Below are 21,141 nucleotides of genomic sequence, written 5' to 3' on the forward strand. Positions count from 1 at the left end.
ACCCGTCGTGGGGCCGGATCGTCTTGAAAGACGAGGCAAAACCTGGAGCGATTGCGCTAAAGTTTTGATCAGCGCTTGCCGTTATCAAGATCAAATCGTTCAGGAAGCCCATCGTGAAAGTCGATTCCACAACCAATTCGAATCTGCCGACGTTGAAAGACGCCCTGTCGCGCTCGCAGCAAAGCGACGCGACGACCGCGAACGGCAACGCGCAGACTGCGGGCACGACCTCGCAGCCCACCACCAGCGGTTCGGGCGACGCCAGCGTCAGCCTGTCGGGTCTGTCGCAGCATTTGCGCAGCCTCGCGGCGTCCGGCTCGGCCGATATCGACACGGCGCACGTCGAGTCGATCAAGGCAGCCATCAAGGACGGCTCGCTGAAGATCGATTCCAGCAAGATCGCCGACGGCGTGCTGAATACCGCGCGCGAACTGTTGCAAAGCAAAACCTCGTCGACCGGCAACTAATCGACGCATCGAAGTACGGTGAATTGCCGGGCGGCATTCGACAAACCCGGCTCGTGAATCATGCGCGAGCCGTCGTGTTCAGCGAGTTGTTGAGATGAAAGACGCCCTGCTTGCCACCCTCATCGAAGAATATTCGGCCGTCGAGGCGTTCGCCTCGATTCTGACGCTCGAGACCAAGGCGCTGACTGCCTTGTCGCCGCTGGAACTGCTGCCGCCGATCGTCGAGAAGAAAACCGAACTGATCGGCCTGCTCGCCAGGCTCGAGACCACCCGTGACACGCTGCTTGCGGAAATGGGCCTTCCGGCCGGCTGGCCCGGCATGGAGCTCGCGGCCAGCGCGGATGCGCGGCTCGCCGACCAATGGGCGCTGCTGCAAAAGGCCGCCGAGCGGGCGCGGCGCTTCAATACGAGTAACGGTGAACTGATCCGCGTGCGGATGGACTACAACCAGCGCGCACTGACGGCGCTGCAGGTGGCCGTGCCGCAGAAGGTCGGTTTCTACGGACCGGACGGCCGGATTCCCGCGCGTCCCGCGGCCTGAAAATTTCGTTGGAGCGGTACGTTTCCCGCCGACGCACTTGAGTAGATTGCTTTGAGCAAAAGGGCTCGTCTTTGACGAGCCCTTTTTGTTTTCCCCTTCCCGCACAGGGCGCCCAAGCCCGCCTCCAACGCGCGTTAGCCATCCGGCCAGGTAGCGCGAAATTCTCCGCCACGTTGAAATCACGGCTTCCCCCACTGGGCCCATCCGCCGTCACGCGCAGCTTTCAAGGCTGCCTTCGACGAACCAGGCGGAACGTTACCCACTAGCGAGGTTGTGTAATCGTGTGTATAGTTCGAGGAGTGCAGTATGAACAGTGCCGAGGTCGTCAAAGTAATTCAAGCCGATGGTTGGCGGCTGATCCGCATATCGGGCAGCCACCACCATTTCCGGCACGCGGTAAAAGCCGGTCTCGTGACCATCCCGCATCCGAAGAAAGATCTTCCGCCCGGCACACTGAACAGCATCTTGAAACAGGCAGGCCTGAAATGAAGAACCTGATTTTCCCGATCGCGATCGAACCCGGTGACACGCATCAAGCGTTCGGCGTGGTCGTTCCCGATATTCCGGGTTGTCATTCGGCGGGAGATTCGCTGGAAGAAGCCTACGCGAACGCGAAGGAGGCGATCGAGGCGCATCTGGATACGCTGCTCGACGAAGGGTTGCCGATTCCCGAACGGCTGACGCTGGACGAGCATCGGCGTAATCCGGACTACGCGGGTTTCACGTGGGGTTTCGTGACAACGCGGAATATTCCGGCGTTGAAGAAGGCGGTGCGTATCAACATCTCACTGCCTGAGGCACTGGTCCAGGATATTGACACCTACGCCCAGGCGCGTGGCATGTCGCGTTCAGCGTTTCTCGCGCTGGCCGCGGAGCATGAGATGGCAGACGCGTAACAGGAGAAAAGACCAGGCGGACGTTGTGCGCACCGCCGGCCAGCCATCCACCTCAGCTCAAGTCGCCTCGGCGTTCGCCCATGCCATTTCGCGCAGACGCGTGCGCAAGCGCGCCACGGCCTGGCTGTGCAACTGGCACACCCGCGATTCGCTGACTTCCATCACCGCGCCGATTTCGCGCAGGTTCATACCGCGCTCGTAGTACAGCGACATCAGCAGCTTCTCGCGTTCCGGCAGGCGGTCGATCGCCTCGACCAGCGCCGAGCGCAGGCTGTCGTCCAGCAGCGCCGACAGCGGGTCCGAATGATCGACGCAGTAACGGTCGAGAAACGGTTCGTCGTCCGCGGAACGGTCGAAGTCTTCGTAATAGATCAGCTGGCTGCCGTGCAGATCCTGGAGCATCGACTGGTACTCGTCGAGCGGCATTTGCAGATGCTCGGCGATCTCCGTTTCGCTCGCCGAGCGGCCCAGATTCTGTTCGACCTTGTGAACGGCAGATTCGACTTCGCGCGACGTGCGCCGCAAGCTGCGCGGCAGCCAGTCGTTGCTGCGCAACTCGTCGAGCATCGCGCCGCGAATCCGCTGGCTGGCGTAAGTCTCGAACTGCGCGCCCTGGTCTTCCTTGTAGCGGCTCGCCGCGTCCAGCAGTCCGATCATGCCGGCCTGGATCAGGTCGTCGAGATCGACGCTTGCCGGCATCTTGGCAACGAGCTGCAAGCCGAGGCGACGCACGAGAGGCGCGTACTTCGTCAGAACTTCGGCTTGGGAAATCTTTCCCTGAGCGTTATACATCGTGCTCCCCTTGTCCTTGTGCCGCCTCTCAGGCGTGCTGCGCAGACGGTTGGTCGGCGTGTTGCGCCGCTGTAACTGTCGCAGGCGCCATCCACGGCGCTTGCGACGACATCGCTGGCCGCATCGGCCAGTACTGCAATTCGGCGGCAAGGTGCCGGAAGTCGCGCGCGGCCGGTGTCGATGGGAACGCATCGACGACACACCGCGACAACTCCAGGGCTCGCGCCATCCGCACATCGGCGGCAATGCAACCGGCGTCTTCCAGCGCCACCGTCAGGTAGCGTCCCGCCACGCCGGCCAGGTTAACAAAGGCGGTGTGCGCGTCTTCCACGCTCTGCACGTGGTTCACCAGCACGCGAAACTGCGCGGTGGCGTGCGCGTAATGCAGACGCTTCATGCACGCGTACGCCTCGGTGATCGCTTGCGCGGCCACCCTTGTTACGATCATCAGGTCGTGCGCCTGCATCGCGAGCGGCGACAGGTGGCCGTGTTCGTCGAGTTGCGCATCGATCAGCACGATGTCGGCGGAACCGCGCAGCAGCACGTCGAATTGCGCGGCAGTGCGGCCTTCGCGGTTGTTGCGCGAGGCGGCCAGCACGGAGAAGCCCAGCGCGTGGCGCGCGGCGGCATCGTCGAGCGTCATCTCGCCGCGCATCACCGCCGCAAAATTGCCTGCGCCGCGCACGCCGCCGAGCATCGCGCTCACCGATTTCTCGCCGAGGCACTCGTCGATCACCAGCACGTCCTTGCCTTGCTGCGCGAGCGCCGCGGCGAGGTTCACTACCGTCGTCGTACAGCCGACGTTGGCCGAGCCGCCCGTCACCGCAATCACGCGCGAGCCGCTACGGGCCAACAACCGCCGCAGTCCTTCTGCCTGATCCGACATGAACTTATCCAAAGCGAACCTCGTGCAGTTCGGCCGTCGAACGCGCCGACAGCGCGGACAGCAACGCCGGAATGTCGTCGTCGTGCGGCACGAATGGGGAGTTGTCGCGCGGGATGCAGAACGTACTCTTGATCAGGAATTTCTTCGTTGCGACGTACAGATTTTCAGGCACCTTTTGACCGGTCGACACGTAGTGCACCGGCAGCTTGTAGCGGATCACCGTATCGAGCACGCCGCCCAGATTGGTGGCTTCGTCGAGCTTGGTCAGGATGCAGCCGGCGAGCGGCTGTTGATCCGGTGCGCGCTGATAGGCCTGCACGACTTCGTTCAGCGTATCGCCGTGGCTCGTCGCGTTCAGCAGCAGGAGACGCTGCACCGGCTGACCGGCGCGGCACAGCATCGCGATCTGGTCGGAGACCAGGCGGTCGCGCTGGCTCATGCCGATCGTGTCGATCAGCACGATGTGTTTGTTGCGCAATTCGGAGAGCGCGAGTTGCAGATCACCGCCGTCTTTCACCGCGTGAACCGAGACGCCGAGAATCTTGCCGAAGATGCGCAGTTGTTCGTGGCCGCCGATCCGGTAGCTGTCGGTGGTGAGGAGCGCCACCTTGCTGGCGCCGAAGCGCATCACGCAGCGCGCGGCGAGCTTGGCGGTGGTCGTGGTCTTGCCGACGCCCGTCGGGCCCATCAGCGCGAACACGCCGCCGCGCTCCATCAGCGCGTCTTCGTCTTCCATCACCGGCAGGTTCGATTCGAGCACCGAACGTACCCACTCCATGCCACCTTCCATGTTGTCGACGTCGTCGGGCAGGTTGTCGACCATCATCTGCACGAGCTGCGCGGAGAAACCGGCGGCGAACAGGTGCTTGGTGAGCGCGGCGCGCGCCGGGCTGCGGCGCTGACGATCGCCCCACAGGAGGCCGGCGAAGTGTTCTTCCATCATCCCGCGCATCGACGACAGCTCGCTCATCACGGTGTCGTTGACGACCTGCTCCATGCGCGTCTTGATCGCTTCGGCGACCGAAGCGGGCGAGCGGGCGTCGTCGGTGGCAGGCATCGATGCGGCCACTTTCTGAGCGGCGCGGCGCGCGGCGAGTTGCGCGCCTTCACGCGCCCATTCGGGCGTATCGGTGACTTGCTGCGCGGCGGGTTTCGAGGCCTGTTGGCCGGCTTCCACTGCGGCGCCGAGGCCCTTGGCCATGGCAGCAGCGGGTGTCATCGCGGCGGGGCGCGCGCTGTACGCGCCTTGCGGTTGCTGTTCGGCGGCGATGCGGCGAGCGTGGTCGATCAGCCAGGGGTTCGATTCGGCCATCGTGCGCGGCGCTTGCGCTTCGGCGGCTTTGAGCAGATCCGCGCGGATGTCTTCGCTGAGACGCGTTGCAGCGGCGCGGGCGCTCGGTTGCTCGGTGTTGACCGCTTGCGGCAGCGACGCGGCAGCGGGTGCGGCCAGCGCCGCTTTGGGCGCGTTCGGCAACGTGGCCTTCGGCGCGGCGGGGACGGTGGCGGACTTCGCAGTTGCCCCCGAAGCAGTGCCGACGGTGCTAACGACGTTCGGCGTCACATTCTCAGCGCCCGCTTCCGGGCTTGCGCCGAACACCGACGAGAACACATCGGGCATGCCGCTCGCATACGGATTCGCCTGCATCATCGGATTGGCGCGCGGTGCGGCGAGCGCGGGCTGTTGTCCGGCCATGACATTCATCGGCGTGGCCAGCGGTGCGCCTGCGCTACCGCGCGGCGCTTTCGGCGTAATGGCGGCGAGGTCGCTATCTGCCAGGGCGACGATCTCGACGCTGCCGTCTTCCATCGTGCGGTTGGACAAAACGACGGCATCCGGGCCCAAGGCTTCGCGCACGAGACGCAGAGCATCGCGACTGGTAGCACCGACAAATTTACGAATGTTCAAGCTGGACCCCCGATGAGGTATACGGACTTACTGACTAACGGATTGGCAACATACCGCTTCCCATTGAGATCATTATTGCGAAACCCGTCGAGTGACGATCGATGGATAAAGACCGTTAAAGGCGGGCAATTCGGGCGATGGAAACGCACCTCAATTCACACGCGCGGCGGTTTGAAACAGGCTCTCCGGCGGTGTACGGCGGCGCTTTCGCCGACACAGCATGACCTCCGCCGGTCGCCTGCGGGGCGAAAAGTTAGGCGCGGAAATGAAAACCGGCGCTCGAGGAGCGCCGGCGGAAACCATCGGTCTGGAACGGCTGCGGCTACCTGCCAGGCTTAGCCGCACGGGGTTTAGCCATGCGCCCCGATCAGATTCACCACCTTGATATTGCGCGTATCCGGCACTTCGGCATAAGACAGCACCTTCAACTGCGGCAGGCTGCGGCGCAGGAAGCGCGCGAGCATCGGCCGTAGCGCATGCTGCACCAGCAGCACCGGCGAGAGCCCGAGGTTCTGCTGACGCGTCATTGCCTTCTGCGTTTCGTTCAGCAGCGTATGCGCGAGACCCGGTTCGAGGCCCGGATTGGCGCCTGTGGAAAGCGCCTGCGACAACACTCGCTCCAGATTCGAGTCGAGGCCCATCACCTGCATGTCGCCTACACCCGGGAACCACTGCTGCGTAATCGCACGGCCCAGCGCGAGGCGCACGGCGGCGGTGAGATCGTGCGCGTCGGTGACCTTCGGCGTGTGTTCGGACAGGGCTTCGAGAATCGTGCGCAGGTCGCGGATCGGCACGCCTTCTTCCAGCAGGTTTTGCAGCACCTTTTGCAGCGTGGTGAGCGGCAGCGACTTCGGTACCAGATCGTCGACGAGCGACGGCGTGTCCTTCTGCATCCGCTCCAGCAACGCCTGCACTTCGCGGCGACCGAGCAGTTCGGACGCATGCGTGACCACCAGGTGATTCAGGTGCGTGGCCACCACCGTGCTCGAATCGACCACCGTGTAGCCGTACACCTGCGCCTGTTCGCGCAGATTCGTATCGATCCAGATGGCCGGCAGACCGAACGCCGGGTCCTGCGTCGGCGTGCCCGGCAGCGCGGCGGACACCTGCCCCGGGTTAATCGCCAGCCACTGCCCCGGATACGCTTCGCCGACGCCCACCTCGACGCCCTTCAGCGCAATCCGGTAGCCGTTCGGCCGCAATTCGAGGTTGTCGCGAATATGGATCACCGGCGGCAGGAAGCCGATCTCCTGCGCGAACTTCTTGCGAATGCTCTTGATCCGTTTGAGCAGTTCGCCGTCCGAGTTCTTGTCGACGAGCGGAATCAGCCGGTAGCCGACTTCGAGACCGAGCGTGTCGATCATCGTCACGTCGTCCCAACTGGCTTCGGTATTCTCGACCGGCGCGAGTGTAGCCGGTGCGACATCGACCAGCGTTGCGGTGTTCTTGCGCGCTTCGCTGCGCTTTTTCATCGTGCGGCCGAGCTGGATCAGGCCACCGCCGAGAACCAGAAACGCGAAGTGCGGCATGCCCGGAATCAGGCCCATCAACACCAGAATGCAGCCCGTGATCACCAGCACGCGCGGGTTCGTGAAGAGCTGGCCGGTCAGTTGCGTGCCGATGTCTTCGTTGGTCGCGACGCGCGAGACGATCACACCGGCCGCGGTCGAAATCACCAGCGACGGGATCTGTGCGACAAGGCCGTCACCGATCGTCAGCAGCGTGTAGGTCTTGCCTGCCGACGCGAAGTCCATGCCGTGCTGCACCATCCCGACGATCAGGCCGCCGACGATGTTGATCACCATGATCAGCAGGCCGGCAATCGCATCGCCGCGCACAAACTTGCTGGCGCCGTCCATCGAACCGTAGAACTCGGCTTCCTGAGAGACTTCCAGACGGCGCTTGCGGGCTTGATCTTCGTTAATGAGGCCGGCGTTCAAGTCGGCGTCGATCGCCATCTGCTTGCCGGGCATCGCGTCGAGCGTGAAGCGCGCGGACACTTCCGCGATCCGCCCCGCGCCCTTGGTGATCACCATGAAGTTGATGACCATCAAAATGACGAAGACGACGATACCGACCGCGAAGTTGCCGCCCACGAGGAAGTGGCCGAACGACTCGATCACCTGGCCCGCCGCGTCCGGGCCGGTATGGCCTTCGAGCAGCACGACGCGGGTGGAGGCCACGTTCAGCGACAGGCGCAGCAAGGTCGAGAACAGCAGCACGCTTGGGAAAGCGGCGAAGTCGAGCGGCTTCATCGTGTACATGCTGACGAGCAGCACCATCACGGAAAGCGCGATATTGAAGGTGAACAGCAGATCCAGCAGAAACGGCGGCAACGGCAGAATCATCATGCCGAGGATCATGCAGATCAGCACCGGCCCGGCGAGGGCGCGCAAATTGGTGCCGCTCAATGCATCCGGCCGTCGGGACAGGAATCCGGCGCGAGCGTTCATGCGGAGGCTCCTGAAGCGTCGTCGTTAGTCGGGTTAAGTACGTCGGCGGCTTCCTGCTCGGCTTCATCGTCCGGCACGCCGCCCTTGTCGAGGTCCGCCGGCACGTCGAACTCGGTCGGTGCGACCGGCGCGACGCCGCCTTCGGTGTTGAAACGCCGCAACTGATACACCCACGCAAGCACCTCGGCGACCGCGCCATACAGCGGGCCGGGAATCTCACGGTTCAGTTCGACGTTGTGATACAGCGCACGTGCGAGCGGCGGCGCTTCCAGCAGCGGCACGTTGTTTTCGGCGGCGATTTCGCGGATCCGCGCGGCCACCAGGTTCACGCCCTTGGCGACCACCTTCGGCGCGCGCATCTCGCCGTCGGTGTACTGCAGCGCGACGGCGAAGTGCGTCGGGTTGGTCACCACCACGTCGGCCTTGGGCACCTGGGTCATCATGCGGCGACGGGCAATGGCGCGCTGTTGCTGGCGAATCCGGCCTTTGACGTGCGGATCGCCTTCGCTTTCGCGGTGTTCGCGCTTCACTTCTTCCTTCGTCATGCGCAATTTCTTGTGGAACTGCCAGAGTTGATACGGCACATCCAATGCGGCCACGACGAACATGCCCGCGACCGTCATGCCGCAGCACACCGCGATCAGATGCACGGTGTTGGCGAGCGCGAGATGCAGCGGCTGGGTTGCCAGCGCGAGAATTTCCTCGCGGCGATTCCAGATCGCCGAGCCGCCGATGCAGCCCACCACCAGCGTCTTCGCGAGCGACAGGCCGAGCTGAACCGGTCCGTTGATCGAGAATATTTTGCCGAGCCCTTCGATCGGATTGAGCCGGTTGAACTTGGGCTCGAGGCCTTTCGAAGACAACTGCCAGCCGCCCAGCGCCATCGGCGCGAGCAAGGCGGCAGCGCCGGTGAAGGCCAGAACCGGCAGCAGCGCATACAGGCCCTCGCGGCCCGCGGCGCCCGCGCCGATCAGCATGCGGCGGGTTTCGAACACGGTGGCGTGGTCGAACGTGAAGGACGCCCGCAGCATGCCCTGCAAATGCTCGCCGATGCTGTCGGACATGCCCCAAACGCCGAAGAATCCCGCTGCCAGCAGCGCAAACGTCGACAGCTCCCGCGAACGCACGATCTGCCCTTCCTCGCGCGCCTTCTGCAGGCGCCGGGGAGTGGCTGATTCGGTTTTTTCGAGGTCGCTATCCTCTGCCACAAACGCTCTCCAGTCGGCTGAGGCACGGCGCCTCTTTCCAGTGAGAGCGATTATTCCCGCTCGACGCAAGCGACGATCGGCGGATAAGGGCGGAGAAAGGGGGGTATTTCGAGGGATGGAACAGCCGGCAAGCAGCGCCGGCTGCGGGTGCAGTTGCAACTGCGGCTAGCGGACACCCGCGGCGTTTCGCGCGGGTGTCCAGCCGGTTCTTATGCGTAGAACATGGCCCTTAGAAGCCGACGTAAGGCGCCTGAGTGCTGGTCGCGAAGCCGTAGTACATGTAGCGGCCATAAAAGAACGGCAAACCGAGATCGAAGCTGCTGTTGCCGCCAATCTGCCCGGCCAGATCGTTGAACGCATAGTTGCTGGTGTTGCTGAACAGCGTCGACGCGCTCAGGATGCCGATGCTGGCGCTCGCTCTCGTGCTGCTCAGGCCGCCCAGCGTGATCGACCGGGTTTGCGCGGACGAAGGGCAATAGAACCCGGCGAAATTACTGCCGCACTGCGCGAGCGAGCTGTCGGCGAAGAAGTACGCGTTCGACCCCGAATCGAAGAACGCCTGCACGGTCGTGCCGTTAAAGACGCTATTGTTCATGTTGCCGAAGGCATCGGTCGTGAAAGTCTGCGTAGCCGCCAGCGCATTGTTCGACTGCGTGCCGATCCCGAACACCAGCGTGCCGGTGGCCGACGCAGCACCGGTATTCGACACCGGAGGCATCTGCACGATCACGCCGTTATTGTCGGCCGTGAACTTGGCGACCGGATTGGCGACTTGCTGGCTGAGCGGCACCGTCGCACGGGCGCAGGAGGTGCCACACGTGAAATAATTGCTGTAGTTGGTGGCCGTCGACGGAGTCGAACAGGTTGCGCCACAATCGGTGGGCGCCGTGCCGATGCCGAGAATGCCGTTGGCGCCGAGATCGGTGGCCGTGTTTTCCGCCGAGCCGCTGCCGCAGCCGCTGGGCGCTGCGCCGGCCGCCGAATCACCAATGATCTGTATCGGGATGGGCGAGGCTGTCGTTTCGCCGCCGATCTGTATGGTCGCGGTGCGCACGGTGCCCCATGTGAAGCCGTCGGCGAAAGTCGCGCACTCGGCGAGTTGCGCGCCGCTGGCGAGGGTACTGATCGGCAACCCACCATTGAGCAACGAACTATTCAGCACCGAGCTGACCAGACGCAGCCCGAACGAACCCGTATCGACCTGGATGTTGTTGATGGTCTGACAGTTGGATGTCGTACCCGGCGGGCATACGGTCACGCTAACCGTCGGAATATTGATGACACCATTCACACCCCGCCCGACCGTGATCGCCACGGTGTTCGCCGCCGTCGCGGCGATTGGTTGCTGGGTCGGGCTGGCCGGCAGCGAGCCGCCGTTCAGCGTGGTCGACGAACTGTTGCTGGAACTGGAGCTGTCGCCGCCACCACCGCCACCGCAGGCGGCAATCACCGACACCAACGCCACGGCCACGACGGCCTGCACCCAGCCCCTGAGCTTCACAGCACTTTGCATGGTTCGCATCGTTCGTCCTCGCCCTTACTGGATGTCGGAACCGCTGACGCCGGCCGGCAACGCCAGCGGCAACCAGGCCTGACCGTTGAACCCGCCCATGTGGCCGCCGGAGCGGACCACGAGGTTGCTCTGATCGACCGCAACGGGGCCACGAGCGCCTCCGCGCGCCGCGCGCACGGCCTTTACACCGGCGACGTACTGCGGGAAATAGCTGCCGAGCAGATCGTTCAGATCCGGCATTTGCGGACCATGCCACGCGATGCCGAAGACCGAACCGTCCGCGGCGAGGTATTCGCGCACCACCGTGCCGTTGCCGAGCGTGGTTTCACGCACGGTGTAGGACGCCGAAGCCGAGGTGGAAGAAGCAGCGTTTGATGCAGAACGCATCACGCTTTGGGCCGCCGTTGCCGAACTGGTGCCGGGCTGCACGGTGCGGGAAGAAACCGACGCATCCGTAGGCGGTGTCATCGGGGTGCCGCCCAAGCCCGCATACGCGGACTGCACGGCTGACAACGAACAGGGTAATGCAAGCGCCATAACGAACCCGGCGCGGCGTACGCGACTCCACATGACAAGGCTCCTCCCGAGCTGCTGCTGCTCGGCTCGCACCTCGTGCGAACCGGCCGCATGTATGCAGATCATACGGCACCGCTGCGGTCGCACTCTGGAGGGATGCCTCACGGTGCCACCGACCGGTGACTGTCTCTCACCGGAATGCCATGCCGCTGCTTGAGTCCGTAGTATGCCTGTGGTTTGTGTCGGCAGACAGCAGGCGCACGCCGAAGCGTGGGCTGCCATCTATGCCGTTGCGGCGATCCGGCGATCCTGCCTCGCACCCGTGAGGGTGCGCCGGCAGGTCAGAAGCCGAGGCTCGCCAGCAGATCGTCGACCTGCGACTGATCCTGCACCACGTCCGTCTTGCCTTCCGGATTGATCTGCGGACCGTTCAGCAGATGTTCGGGGCTGCCGGTGGACGACGGCTCAGCCGCCAGCGCCGCCGCATTCGCCGCGAACTGCTCACGCCGCTCGAGCGCGATGTTCTCGACCAGCACGCCGAGCAGCTGCTGCTCGATCAGGTACACGACATCCGTGATCTTCTTGATGACCTGTCCGGTCAGATCCTGGAAGTCCTGCGCCAGCATGATCTCCATCAGCTGCGAATTGGTCGCGGTGGTCGCCTCGGGCACGCCGCGCAGAAAGGTGCGCGTGTCGTTCATCAGCGCGCGCACTTCCTCGCGCTCGATCGGCGCCGCGTACCACTGCTCCCAGCGCGCGTCGAGTTCGCCGGCGTCTTTCTGCAGTTGTTCCTGGATCGGCTTGGCGACGTCGATCGATGACAGCACGCGCTCGGCGGCCTGCTCGGTCATGTTCGCGATGTACTTGAGACGGTCGCGAGCATCGGGCACGGCTTCAGCCGCACGCTCGACATGCTTGTCGATCCCGAGCTCACGCATCGAGTCACGCAGCGTGCGCGTCAGTTGTCCGATACGGGCGAGGATGCGGTCAGACGCGAGGTCGCCGCTCTCGGCCGCCGCTTCGGCACCTTGCGCGTTGGTCGGCAGAGTCACATCAGCTCCCGGCTTTCGCCATCTTCTCGAGAATCTTGTTGAGCTTCTCGTCGAGCGTCGCGGCCGTGAACGGCTTGACGACATAACCGCTCGCGCCGGCCTGAGCCGCCGCGATGATGTTTTCCTTCTTCGACTCGGCCGTCACCATCAGCACCGGCAGATGCGTCAGGTGGGCGTCGGCGCGGATTTCCTTGAGCATGGCCAGACCGTCGAGGTTCGGCATGTTCCAGTCGGAAATCACGAAGTCATACGCACCGCTGCGCAAACGCGCGAGGCCGGCCTGACCGTCTTCCGCTTCGTCGACGTTCGAGTAGCCGAGCTCCTTGAGCAGGTTGCGAACAATCCGGCGCATCGTCGGAAAGTCGTCAACCACCAGAATCTTCATTCCCTTATCCATTTCATTCCCTTTGCTTGATCCATGATGCGGCGCATGACCGCCAGTTCATTCCGATGCGTATTGACCGGAGTGACTTACTCCGGCCCATGCCTGGCGCTCGCCGTCAGGCCCGCGCATCATACCCGCTGTACGCGGTCGCCCATTGACGACAGACGCGCCATCACACGTCGGCTCATTTCCGGCAGCGAAGCAATTTCGTCCGCGGCGCCGAGCGCAATGGCTTCGCGCGGCATGCCGAATACGATACAGCTCGCTTCGTCCTGTGCAAGGGTATACGCCCCCGCTTTTTTCATGTCCAGTAGTCCGGCGGCGCCATCGCGCCCCATTCCGGTCAGGATCACGCCTACCGCATTCTTGCCTGCATGCTGCGCGGCCGAACGGAACAGCACATCAACCGACGGACGGTGCCGGTTCACCGGCGGTTCGTCCGACAGGTGCGCAATATAGTTCGCGCCGCTGCGAGCCAGCAACAGGTGAGCGTGGCCGGGCGCGATATACGCATGTCCCGGCAGCACGCGTTCACCGTGCTCTGCCTCTTTAACGGTAATCCGGCACAAACCATTAAGGCGTTGTGCAAAAGATTTTGTGAAACCCGGCGGCATATGCTGCGCGATCAGCACGGCAGGCGCATCCGGCGGCAGCGGAACCAGCACTTCGCGGATCGCTTCAGTGCCGCCCGTCGACGCGCCGACAATAATCAGCTTCTCGGTACTGAGCAGCGGATTGTTGAAGAGCGGCGCGGCGGCAGCAGGCGCATGCGCGGCATGCGTGGCCGCGTGCTGCACCGGCGCGGCCTGGCGCACCCGTGCGCGGGCCGCGGCGCGAATCTTGTCGGCGAGCTTTTCCGAGTAGTCGAGCATGCCGTCGCGAATGCCGACCTTCGGCTTGGTGACGAAGTCGACTGCACCCAGTTCCAGCGCGCGCAGCGTGATTTCATTGCCACGCTCGGTCAGTGACGACACCATCACGACCGGCATCGGCCGCAGACGCATCAGCTTCTCGAGGAAATCGAGACCGTCCATGCGCGGCATTTCGACGTCGAGCGTCAGCACGTCCGGGTTGTGCTGCTTGATGAGATCGCGCGCGACCAGCGGATCAGGTGCGGTCGCCACGACAGTCATGTCCGGCTGGCCGTTGATGATTTCCGTCATCAGGCTGCGGATCAGCGCCGAATCGTCGACGCACAGTACTTTGATCTTTTGCACAGCGCTCACGCCTCCTCTGTAGTTCTGGCGTTGTTTGAATTAATCGGGCGCGGGCTTGCGCCGAACAGTTCGATACGCGGCTTCGTTGCGCCCGCGCCCGCACTGCCGCCTGCCGCGCCGAACAGTTCGATCCTGGGCCGCGTGGCGGCCGGCGTCGAGAACAACTCGACCCGTTTGCGTGCCGCCGCGAGCCGCTCGGCACGCGCTTCGGCGCTTTGCCGCACGAGCGCCTGCTCGCGCTCCGCCACGCCCGCTTCCTGCTGCAGGCGCAACTTCTTGACCATCACCTGGCCGGTGCGCGGCATGAAAGCGACCTTGCGCGGATGGTTGCCCTGCAAATCCTCTGCGACGATGCGGATCTTTTCGAGCGCCAGATAGCGGCGCACGAATTCCGAATTGCGATCGCCGATATTCATCGTCGTCATGCCGGCCAGTACCGCGCCGCCGCCGAACACCTTGGCTTCGAAGCGTTCGCGCCGGCCGCCGGCCTTGATCAGTTCGTTGATCAGCACTTCCATGGCGTACGCGCCATAGCGCATCGAATCCGATGCGGGCTGGCCGGCGTCCGCGCCGTCGTCGGGCAGCATGAAGTGATTCATGCCGCCAATGCCGGCCGTGCGGTCCTGAATGCAGGCCGCGACACACGAACCGAGCACGGTGACGAGCACCATGTCTTCGCTCGTGGTGTAAAACTCGTTCGGCAACAGCTTCACGCCGGGGCGCTGGAAGTGGTTGTCGAAGTACAGATTGGAGGCGATCGGCAAGCTGCTGCTCATGCGGTCACCCCGCTCGTCGTTGCGCTGCCGGCATGGCTCGTGGCGCGTGCCGGCGTGCGTGCGGCGCCTGCATCGCGCGTCAGTTCATAGACGGTCTGACCACGCAGCTTGAACGCCTGCGTCACATAGGTGAAGTTTTCCGAGTGGCCGGCAAACAGCAAACCACCCGATTTCATCAGCGGCTCGAAGCGCGCCAGCACCTGCCCCTGCGTCGGCTTGTCGAAATAGATCATCACGTTGCGGCAGAAGATCGCGTCGAACTGCGAGCGCAACTGGTAATCGCGGTCGGTCAGATTCAGCTGTTCGAAGCGCACCATCGCGCGCACTTCAGGGCGCACCTTGACCATGCCGGCGTGCGCGCCGGTGCCCTTCAGGAAGAAGCGCTTGAGCCGCTCGGGCGACAGGTGCTTCACCTGGTCGAACTGATACATGCCGGCTTCGGCTTTCGCCAGCACCTGCGTGTCGATGTCGGTGGCGAGCACGGTGGCCTGACGCGCACCGCTGTCGCCGAGCGCTTCGATCAGCGTCATCGCGATCGAATACGGTTCCTCACCGGTCGAGGCCGCCGAGCACCACACGGAAACCGGCTGCGCGCGGCGCGGCACGAACTCGGCCAGGATCGGAAAATGATGAGCTTCGCGGAAGAACGCGGTCAGGTTGGTGGTCAGCGCATTGGTGAACGCTTCCCACTCGGCCGGATCGTTTTCCGCTTCGAGCAGATCGAGGTACTGCTTGAAGGTCTCGAGGCCACGGGAACGCAAGCGGCGCGCCAGACGGCTGTACGCCATATCGCGCTTGTGATCCGACAGGGAAATGCCCGCGCTGCGATGAATCAGATCGCGAATGCGAGCGAAATCCGCCGACGTGAATTCGAAATCCCGTCCTTGCTCGCCGGCTCTAGCCGGTTCCGCCCGGGCGGGGCGCGCCGGTTGCGGAGGTTGCTGTTCGCGCGTTGCCATTATGAGAGTCCCTGCCTGCAATACGAGCCATCCCGCTTTTCGCCAACCGAATTGCTTCTGGCGAAAGGGGTTGTGTTCGCGGGGTCGCGCCCACCCGCGAGTTCTGCCAACACGCGATCGGCCCGCGACACGCCTTGTAAGCGTGCTTCGATGATTCGCCCGTCATGGAGCGAGATGCCGAATGACCGCATGTCTCTGTGCCACTTCCTAGAACGTTTCCCAGTCCGCGTCCGATCCTGCCGACGCGGCGCTTGCTACGGCCGGACGTGCTGCGGAGTCGGATGCGGCGCGGGCCGTCTTCGGTTTGAGAGCCGGTTCGACGCGCGTGGTGTCGGCACCGTGGGTGGACGAAGCCGGCGTTGCCGCCTTTGCTGCGCTTGCCGTACTTGCTGCCTTGCCTGCTGCCGGATGCGCTGCTGCATGTGCGGTTGCCTGCGGCGCGGACTTTGCGGACTGCACGTGCTGGCTGGCGCTCTTGCTGCCGTTCGAACGTGCCGCCGCTTGCGGACGCGCTGCAGCTACAGCTGCCGTTGCGACACTGCGCGTCTGGCCGCCGGCTACTTTCCAGCCGTTCACCACCGCTTGCAGTTGTCGCGTCTGGTCTTCGAGCGACGCAGCCGCAGCCGCTGCCTGCTCGACCAGCGCGGCGTTCTGCTGCGTGACTTCGTCCATCTGCACAACCGCGCGATTCACCTGTTCGATACCGCCCGACTGCTCTTCGGAAGCCGCGCTGATTTCGCCCATGATGTCGGTCACGCGGCGCACCGCCTGCACGATCTCGTCCATCGTGGTGCCCGCGCGGCCGACCAGCGCCGAGCCGCTTTGCACCTTGTCGACCGAGTCGCCGATCAGTTCCTTGATTTCCTTCGCGGCGCTGGCGCTGCGCTGCGCGAGGCTGCGCACTTCGCCTGCGACCACTGCAAAACCGCGGCCCTGTTCGCCTGCCCGCGCGGCTTCGACCGCCGCGTTCAGCGCGAGAATGTTGGTCTGGAAGGCAATCCCTTCGATCACGCCGATGATGTCGACGACCTTGTTCGAACTGGTCGCGATGTCCTGCATCGTCGTGACGACCTGGCTCACCACGTCGCCGCCGCGTGTCGCGATATCCGACGCGTTGACGGCCAACTGGCTCGCCTGGCGCGCGTTCTCGGCGTTCTGGCGCACCGTGCCGGTCAGCTGCTCCATGCTCGAGGCGGTTTCCTGAAGCGACGCGGCCTGCTGTTCGGTGCGTTGCGAGAGATCGGTGTTGCCCATGGCGATTTCGCGCGCGCCGGTGTCGATCGATTCGGTGCTGCTGTGAACCGCCGTCACCATCGTCGCCATGCTTTCCTGCATGCGCTTGATGGCGGCGAACAGGCGACCGATTTCGTTACGGCTGAACACGTTGATCTGCTCGGACAGATCGCCCGAAGCGATCCGTTCGAAGCACGCCGTGGCATCGTTCAGCGGCTGCACGATCAGGCCTCGCAGCGCAAAGCGGATACCCAATACCAGCAGCAGCGCGATCACGGTGACGCCGATGATCAGCGAGGTCATCAACGAAATGTTCGATTGCGCGCTCGATTGCTGATCCGTTGCGAGCTGCTGCAGCGACTTGATAACAGCGGACGCGGCGTTGTCGTAGGCAACGAACCACGGGCTGATCTTCGTATCGGCGATGGCGTGATAGGCAGCCAGATCGTTCGCCCGCAGTGCGGCGAATTCAGGCTCCATGCCGTCGCGCATCAGGGTCGTGCGACGGGCCACCAGTTCGTCCAGTTGCGCCTGATCGACGCCGCTCTTCGGCGTGTCGAGATAGGTCTGCCAGTTCTGGTTGCTCTTGCCGTACAGCTCCTGTGCGCGGTCGAGAACCTTCTTGGCCTGCTCCGTGTCGCCGGCAGCGCTCAACGAATTGAAACGATCCAGCGACACGCGCGACCGCAACAGATACGCCGAAGCATCGTCGAGCGCGTGAATGGCGACCAGATCGCCGCGCGCGATACGGTCGAGCGACTGGCTCGCGCCGTTCAGCGCGGTCAGACCAAGCGCGCCAACCACGACGGTCAGCGCAACCAGAATGACCCCCACCATCGTCAGCGATGTGCGAATCGACCACCTGCTCAGCATCTTGATGCTCCCTCTTCGATCAGTCTTTCTTACTGGCGCGTAGTCATACTTACGCGCTGAGCGTTTCGATCAGCGCCATTTCGCGGCTGGTCATCAGCTTCTCAATGTCCATCAGGATCAGCATGCGGCCGTCGACGGTGCCGAGGCCCGTCAGGTACTCGGTCGTCAGCGTCGCGCCGAATTCCGGCGCCGGCATGATCTGGTCGGTGGCGAGCGTGAGCACGTCCGACACGCCGTCCACCACCATCCCGACCACGCGATGCGCGACGTTCAGGATGATCACCACCGTCTGGTGGTCGTACTCGACGCGGCCCAGATGAAACTTGATGCGCATGTCCACGATCGGCACGATGATGCCGCGCAGATTGATCACGCCTTTGATGAACTCCGGCGCATTGGCGATACGCGTCACGTTGTCGTAGCCGCGGATTTCCTGCACCTTGAGAATGTCGATGCCGTACTCTTCGGCGCCGAGCGTGAAGACGAGGAATTCCTGACCGCCGGCGTCTGCCTGCTGCGCGTCGCGGCGACCATTCGTCGCGTTCGCGACGCTCGAATTGATGGATTGAACTTCTGCCACGTTAGCCCCCAAACGGTTGGGATGAAATAAGTTGAGTGAGTGTTGCGGATGTCATGCGAGGCTCATCGCGCCGTGCGCATGGCGCGTTTCCCGGTTCAGCGCCGCCACGTCCACGATCAGCGCGACACTGCCGTCGCCGAGAATGGTTGCGGCGGAAATGCCGTGCACCTTGCGGTAATTCGTTTCCAGATTCTTCACGACCACCTGCTGCTGCCCCACCAGCTCGTCGATCAGCATCGCAAAGCGGCGCCCTTCGGTTTGCATAATGGTGACGATGCCTTGCGTCGGTTCCTGCTTGGCATCGTCGACGTTGAACACTTCGTGCAACGCGACGAGCGGCAGATATTCACCGCGTACGCGTACCACGCGTTCGCCGTTGGCCACCGTGTAGATGTCCTCGGCGCGCGGTTGCAGCGACTCCATCACGAAGTTCAGCGGCAGAATGAAAATCTCGTTGCCGACCTTGACCGACATGCCGTCGAGAATCGCCAGCGTGAGCGGCAGAACGATGCGCGTGGTGCTGCCCTTGCCGGCATGCGAAGTGATTTCCACGTGACCACCCATCGACTGGATGTTGCGCTTCACCACGTCCATGCCGACGCCACGGCCCGAGACGTCCGTGACCTGCTCCGCCGTCGAGAAGCCCGGCAGGAAAATCAGGTTCCAGACTTCTTCGTCGGACATCGATTCGCTGACCTGCATGCCCTGCTTGGCGGCCTTCGCGAGAATCTTGTCGCGGCGCAAACCGGCGCCGTCGTCGCTCACTTCGATGACGATGTTGCCGCCATGGTGAGCCGCCGACAGCACCAGCTGGCCGGTCGAATCCTTACCCGCCGCACGCCGCGCTTCCACGGTTTCAATACCGTGGTCGAGACTGTTGCGCACGAGGTGAGTCAACGGATCGATGATCCGTTCAATGAGGCTCTTGTCGAGTTCAGTCGCCTGACCGAAGGTGACGAGTTCCACTTCCTTGCCGAGTTTCGCCGCCAGATCGCGTACGAGACGCGGGAAGCGGCTGAACACGTAGTCCATCGGCATCATGCGGATCGACATCACCGCTTCCTGCAGATCGCGCGCATTGCGCTCGAGCTGCGCCATGCCGTTGAACAGCCGGTCGTGCAGCGCCGGATCGAACGTGCTGGTGGTTTCGGCCAACATCGCCTGCGTGATCACCAGTTCGCCGACCAGGTTGATCAGCTGATCGACCTTTTCGACGCCGACGCGAATCGAGCTGCCTTCCGCGCCACCTGCTGCCGCGGCCGGCCGTGCCGCCTTGCGATCCTGTTCGGCGGTCGCCGTCGCAGTTGCTGCCACGCTTGCCGCCGGTGCGCTGGTCGCTGCTGCGGGTGCAGCCGCGGCAGGCGCCGGCGTAGTCGCTGTCGACGCCGGGGCATTGAACAGTCCGTGCGTGGCGGCGGCTTGAGCGGGCGCAGCGGTGTGGGCCGCCGGTGCCGACGATGCTGCCTGCTCCGCCTGGTGAGCGTGTGCCGTTTGTGCTGCTTGCGCCGGGGCCGAATCGGCAGCGTCGGGCGTTCCAGGTTCGCCTTGCTGCGTCTCGTCCGCCGGTGCGGTGCCGCGGCCGATCGCGATCTGACTTTCGTCGATCACGAAACAGCACACGGCGATGATGTCGTCGGAGGTCACATCGGTCTGGAGCCACAGCGTCAGATCGCCGCCGCTCTTGACCTGCCCAACAATGTTCCCCAGGTTGCCGAGCTCTTCGGACAGCAGTTCCTGGTCCTTCTCACCTACGCCCCGTAGCGTAATTTTCAGATGGGGGCCGGCTGCATCGCCGGCGCCCGCGGCTTGTCCGGTCTGTGCCGGTTCGCCGTCAGTCCATTCACCCGCCGCCTGCACGGCCTGTTCGACGACGTGCTCGGGCGGGGTACCGCCTTGCCCTGCTGTTTCTGCTACTAGTGCTTCTACTGGTGCTGTGGCTGCCACCGGTGCGGCGGCTGCCGGCGCCGCGGCCGCTTCGGCGCCCAGGCGGCTTTCGGCGTGCAACTGTTCGAGCTTCGCGCAGATCGCCTTGGCAACAGCCGTATCCGGCTCGGCGCTCGCACGGTAGTCGGCGAGCTGACCCGACAACACGTCCTTTGTTTCGAGGAACGTATCGATCATGTCCTTGCGCAGCACGAGTTCGTTATTGCGCGCGCGGTCGAGCAGCGATTCGAGAATGTGAGTCGTTTCCGTCAGCGCGGTAAAGCCGAACGTCGCCGCACCGCCCTTGATCGAATGCGCCGCGCGGAAAATTGCCGCGAGGTCTTCGGGGTCCGGATGGGCGATGTCCAGATTGAGCAGCAACTGCTCCATCTGCGCGAGCAGTTCGTCCGCTTCGTCGAAGAAGGTCTGATAGAACTGAGTGATGTCGAGTGTCATGCCTGGGTCACCGCGAGAGTTCCTGTCTACGCTTGGGCTGTCGTGCCGCCGCGTCGAGAGCTTCTGTAACTTGTGTAAAGGTGGCGCTTATAGGGCGCTCATGCGTTGTCCGATTCGGCTAGTGCCGCGACCAGTTCGGTCAACATGTCGGGGTCGAGCGGCTTTTCAATCCAGCCGGTCGCCCCCGCGGCCCGCGCCGCCTCCTTGAACGGCTCGCCCGATTCCGTCGTAAGGACGAGGATGGGCGTCGCCTGGTAAGCCGGATTGCCGCGCAGTTCCGTGATCAGATCGAGGCCGGTTTTGCCCGGCATGTGCTGGTCGGTCAGCACGAGGTCGAACGACATGGCGAGCGCGTTTTCGAGCCCTTCAATGCCGTCCGCCGCGAGCGTCACTTCATAGCCTGCCGTCGTCAGCGTTGCGGCGAGGATTTGCCGCATCGATGCCGAATCGTCGATTGCCAGGATGTGCCTGATCATGAAAACCTCGCTGCACTTACGCTATGGACCGGC

Annotated in this window: 20 protein-coding genes; 4 read left to right on the forward strand and 16 right to left on the reverse strand. The window is 63.8% G+C overall.

Annotated features, from left to right (window positions below):
- Nucleotides 1-113: 113 nt before the first annotated feature.
- The 4 genes from flgM (at nucleotide 114) to M0D68_RS28835 (ending at nucleotide 1,904) form a co-directional block, all read left to right on the forward strand.
- Nucleotides 114-467, forward strand: a complete 354-nt coding sequence (gene flgM / locus M0D68_RS28820; protein ID WP_093640838.1) for a flagellar biosynthesis anti-sigma factor FlgM — start codon at nucleotides 114-116, stop codon at nucleotides 465-467.
- A gap of 94 nt (nucleotides 468-561) precedes the next feature.
- Nucleotides 562-1,008 carry a flagella synthesis protein FlgN gene (locus M0D68_RS28825; RefSeq protein ID WP_093640835.1) on the forward strand — a complete coding sequence of 149 codons (447 nt, stop codon included), beginning with the start codon at nucleotides 562-564 and terminating at the stop codon, nucleotides 1,006-1,008.
- A gap of 306 nt (nucleotides 1,009-1,314) precedes the next feature.
- Nucleotides 1,315-1,497, forward strand: coding sequence for a type II toxin-antitoxin system HicA family toxin (locus M0D68_RS28830; protein WP_028198502.1), 183 nt, complete (start codon nucleotides 1,315-1,317; stop codon nucleotides 1,495-1,497).
- Entirely contained in the window at nucleotides 1,494-1,904 is a 411-nt protein-coding gene (locus tag M0D68_RS28835; protein ID WP_266212323.1) for a type II toxin-antitoxin system HicB family antitoxin, read from the forward strand. The genes M0D68_RS28830 and M0D68_RS28835 overlap by 4 nt, the downstream gene beginning before the upstream one ends.
- Nucleotides 1,905-1,961: 57 nt before the next feature.
- On the opposite strand, the gene M0D68_RS28840 is transcribed toward M0D68_RS28835, so the two are convergent.
- The 16 genes from M0D68_RS28840 to M0D68_RS28915 all read right to left on the reverse strand — a co-directional run bounded on the left by M0D68_RS28840 (nucleotide 1,962) and on the right by M0D68_RS28915 (nucleotide 21,108).
- The gene (locus M0D68_RS28840) at nucleotides 1,962-2,696 is read right to left on the reverse strand and encodes an RNA polymerase sigma factor FliA (protein ID WP_054038479.1); all 735 of its coding nucleotides are present in this window, start codon (nucleotides 2,694-2,696) and stop codon (nucleotides 1,962-1,964) included.
- A 28-nt stretch (nucleotides 2,697-2,724) separates the two neighbouring features.
- Entirely contained in the window at nucleotides 2,725-3,594 is an 870-nt protein-coding gene (locus tag M0D68_RS28845) for an AAA family ATPase (RefSeq protein ID WP_093640829.1), read from the reverse strand.
- Nucleotides 3,587-5,488: a flagellar biosynthesis protein FlhF gene (gene flhF, locus M0D68_RS28850; protein ID WP_266226070.1), complete on the reverse strand. Its 1,902-nt coding sequence runs from the start codon at nucleotides 5,486-5,488 to the stop codon at nucleotides 3,587-3,589. Before flhF ends, M0D68_RS28845 begins: the two co-directional genes overlap by 8 nt.
- Before the next feature lie 350 nt (nucleotides 5,489-5,838).
- Nucleotides 5,839-7,941: a flagellar biosynthesis protein FlhA gene (gene flhA / locus M0D68_RS28855; protein WP_093640823.1), complete on the reverse strand. Its 2,103-nt coding sequence runs from the start codon at nucleotides 7,939-7,941 to the stop codon at nucleotides 5,839-5,841.
- Nucleotides 7,938-9,149, reverse strand: coding sequence for a flagellar biosynthesis protein FlhB (flhB, locus tag M0D68_RS28860; protein ID WP_211706158.1), 1,212 nt, complete (start codon nucleotides 9,147-9,149; stop codon nucleotides 7,938-7,940). Before flhB ends, flhA begins: the two co-directional genes overlap by 4 nt.
- A 229-nt stretch (nucleotides 9,150-9,378) precedes the next feature.
- Nucleotides 9,379-10,671, reverse strand: coding sequence for a DUF3443 domain-containing protein (locus M0D68_RS28865; RefSeq protein ID WP_211706157.1), 1,293 nt, complete (start codon nucleotides 10,669-10,671; stop codon nucleotides 9,379-9,381).
- A gap of 15 nt (nucleotides 10,672-10,686) precedes the next feature.
- Nucleotides 10,687-11,232 carry a DUF2844 domain-containing protein gene (locus tag M0D68_RS28870; RefSeq protein WP_266226071.1) on the reverse strand — a complete coding sequence of 182 codons (546 nt, stop codon included), beginning with the start codon at nucleotides 11,230-11,232 and terminating at the stop codon, nucleotides 10,687-10,689.
- A 287-nt stretch (nucleotides 11,233-11,519) separates the two neighbouring features.
- Nucleotides 11,520-12,230: a protein phosphatase CheZ gene (gene cheZ, locus M0D68_RS28875; protein ID WP_054038491.1), complete on the reverse strand. Its 711-nt coding sequence runs from the start codon at nucleotides 12,228-12,230 to the stop codon at nucleotides 11,520-11,522.
- A gap of 1 nt (nucleotide 12,231) precedes the next feature.
- Complete coding sequence (cheY, locus tag M0D68_RS28880; protein ID WP_093640812.1) at nucleotides 12,232-12,627, reverse strand: chemotaxis response regulator CheY; 396 nt, start codon at nucleotides 12,625-12,627, stop codon at nucleotides 12,232-12,234.
- Nucleotides 12,628-12,743: 116 nt separating this feature from the next.
- On the reverse strand, nucleotides 12,744-13,832 hold the full coding sequence (locus M0D68_RS28885) for a chemotaxis response regulator protein-glutamate methylesterase (RefSeq protein ID WP_167378470.1): 1,089 nt from the start codon (nucleotides 13,830-13,832) through the stop codon (nucleotides 12,744-12,746).
- Between the two features lie 5 nt (nucleotides 13,833-13,837).
- Nucleotides 13,838-14,608, reverse strand: coding sequence for a chemoreceptor glutamine deamidase CheD (gene cheD / locus M0D68_RS28890; RefSeq protein ID WP_200653302.1), 771 nt, complete (start codon nucleotides 14,606-14,608; stop codon nucleotides 13,838-13,840).
- A complete protein-coding gene (locus M0D68_RS28895) occupies nucleotides 14,605-15,570 on the reverse strand; it encodes a CheR family methyltransferase (protein WP_211703216.1) in 966 nt (321 codons plus the stop codon). Before M0D68_RS28895 ends, cheD begins: the two co-directional genes overlap by 4 nt.
- Before the next feature lie 204 nt (nucleotides 15,571-15,774).
- Entirely contained in the window at nucleotides 15,775-17,673 is a 1,899-nt protein-coding gene (locus M0D68_RS28900; RefSeq protein ID WP_093640804.1) for a methyl-accepting chemotaxis protein, read from the reverse strand.
- 49 nt (nucleotides 17,674-17,722) lie between these two features.
- Nucleotides 17,723-18,253, reverse strand: coding sequence for a chemotaxis protein CheW (gene cheW, locus M0D68_RS28905; protein ID WP_054038497.1), 531 nt, complete (start codon nucleotides 18,251-18,253; stop codon nucleotides 17,723-17,725).
- A 51-nt stretch (nucleotides 18,254-18,304) separates the two neighbouring features.
- Nucleotides 18,305-20,632, reverse strand: a complete 2,328-nt coding sequence (gene cheA / locus M0D68_RS28910) for a chemotaxis protein CheA (RefSeq protein WP_266226072.1) — start codon at nucleotides 20,630-20,632, stop codon at nucleotides 18,305-18,307.
- 98 nt (nucleotides 20,633-20,730) lie between these two features.
- Nucleotides 20,731-21,108: a response regulator gene (locus M0D68_RS28915; RefSeq protein WP_093640799.1), complete on the reverse strand. Its 378-nt coding sequence runs from the start codon at nucleotides 21,106-21,108 to the stop codon at nucleotides 20,731-20,733.
- Between the last annotated feature and the right edge of the window lie 33 nt (nucleotides 21,109-21,141).

The organism is Paraburkholderia sp. SEWSISQ10-3 4 (assembly GCF_030464785.1).
Lineage (GTDB): Bacteria > Pseudomonadota > Gammaproteobacteria > Burkholderiales > Burkholderiaceae > Paraburkholderia > Paraburkholderia aspalathi.

Excerpts from the sequence above, each read along its gene's own strand:
- M0D68_RS28825 (WP_093640835.1), top strand. The coding sequence starts at position 562 with ATGAAAGACGCCCTGCTTGCCACCCTCATCGAAGAATATTCGGCCGTC.
- M0D68_RS28830 (WP_028198502.1), top strand. The coding sequence starts at position 1,315 with ATGAACAGTGCCGAGGTCGTCAAAGTAATTCAAGCCGATGGTTGGCGG.
- M0D68_RS28835 (WP_266212323.1), top strand. The coding sequence starts at position 1,494 with ATGAAGAACCTGATTTTCCCGATCGCGATCGAACCCGGTGACACGCAT.
- M0D68_RS28840 (WP_054038479.1), bottom strand. The coding sequence starts at position 2,696 with ATGTATAACGCTCAGGGAAAGATTTCCCAAGCCGAAGTTCTGACGAAG.
- flhA (WP_093640823.1), bottom strand. The coding sequence starts at position 7,941 with ATGAACGCTCGCGCCGGATTCCTGTCCCGACGGCCGGATGCATTGAGC.
- M0D68_RS28865 (WP_211706157.1), bottom strand. The coding sequence starts at position 10,671 with ATGCGAACCATGCAAAGTGCTGTGAAGCTCAGGGGCTGGGTGCAGGCC.
- M0D68_RS28870 (WP_266226071.1), bottom strand. The coding sequence starts at position 11,232 with ATGTGGAGTCGCGTACGCCGCGCCGGGTTCGTTATGGCGCTTGCATTA.
- cheY (WP_093640812.1), bottom strand. The coding sequence starts at position 12,627 with ATGGATAAGGGAATGAAGATTCTGGTGGTTGACGACTTTCCGACGATG.
- cheD (WP_200653302.1), bottom strand. The coding sequence starts at position 14,608 with ATGAGCAGCAGCTTGCCGATCGCCTCCAATCTGTACTTCGACAACCAC.
- M0D68_RS28900 (WP_093640804.1), bottom strand. The coding sequence starts at position 17,673 with ATGCTGAGCAGGTGGTCGATTCGCACATCGCTGACGATGGTGGGGGTC.
- cheA (WP_266226072.1), bottom strand. The coding sequence starts at position 20,632 with ATGACACTCGACATCACTCAGTTCTATCAGACCTTCTTCGACGAAGCG.
- M0D68_RS28915 (WP_093640799.1), bottom strand. The coding sequence starts at position 21,108 with ATGATCAGGCACATCCTGGCAATCGACGATTCGGCATCGATGCGGCAA.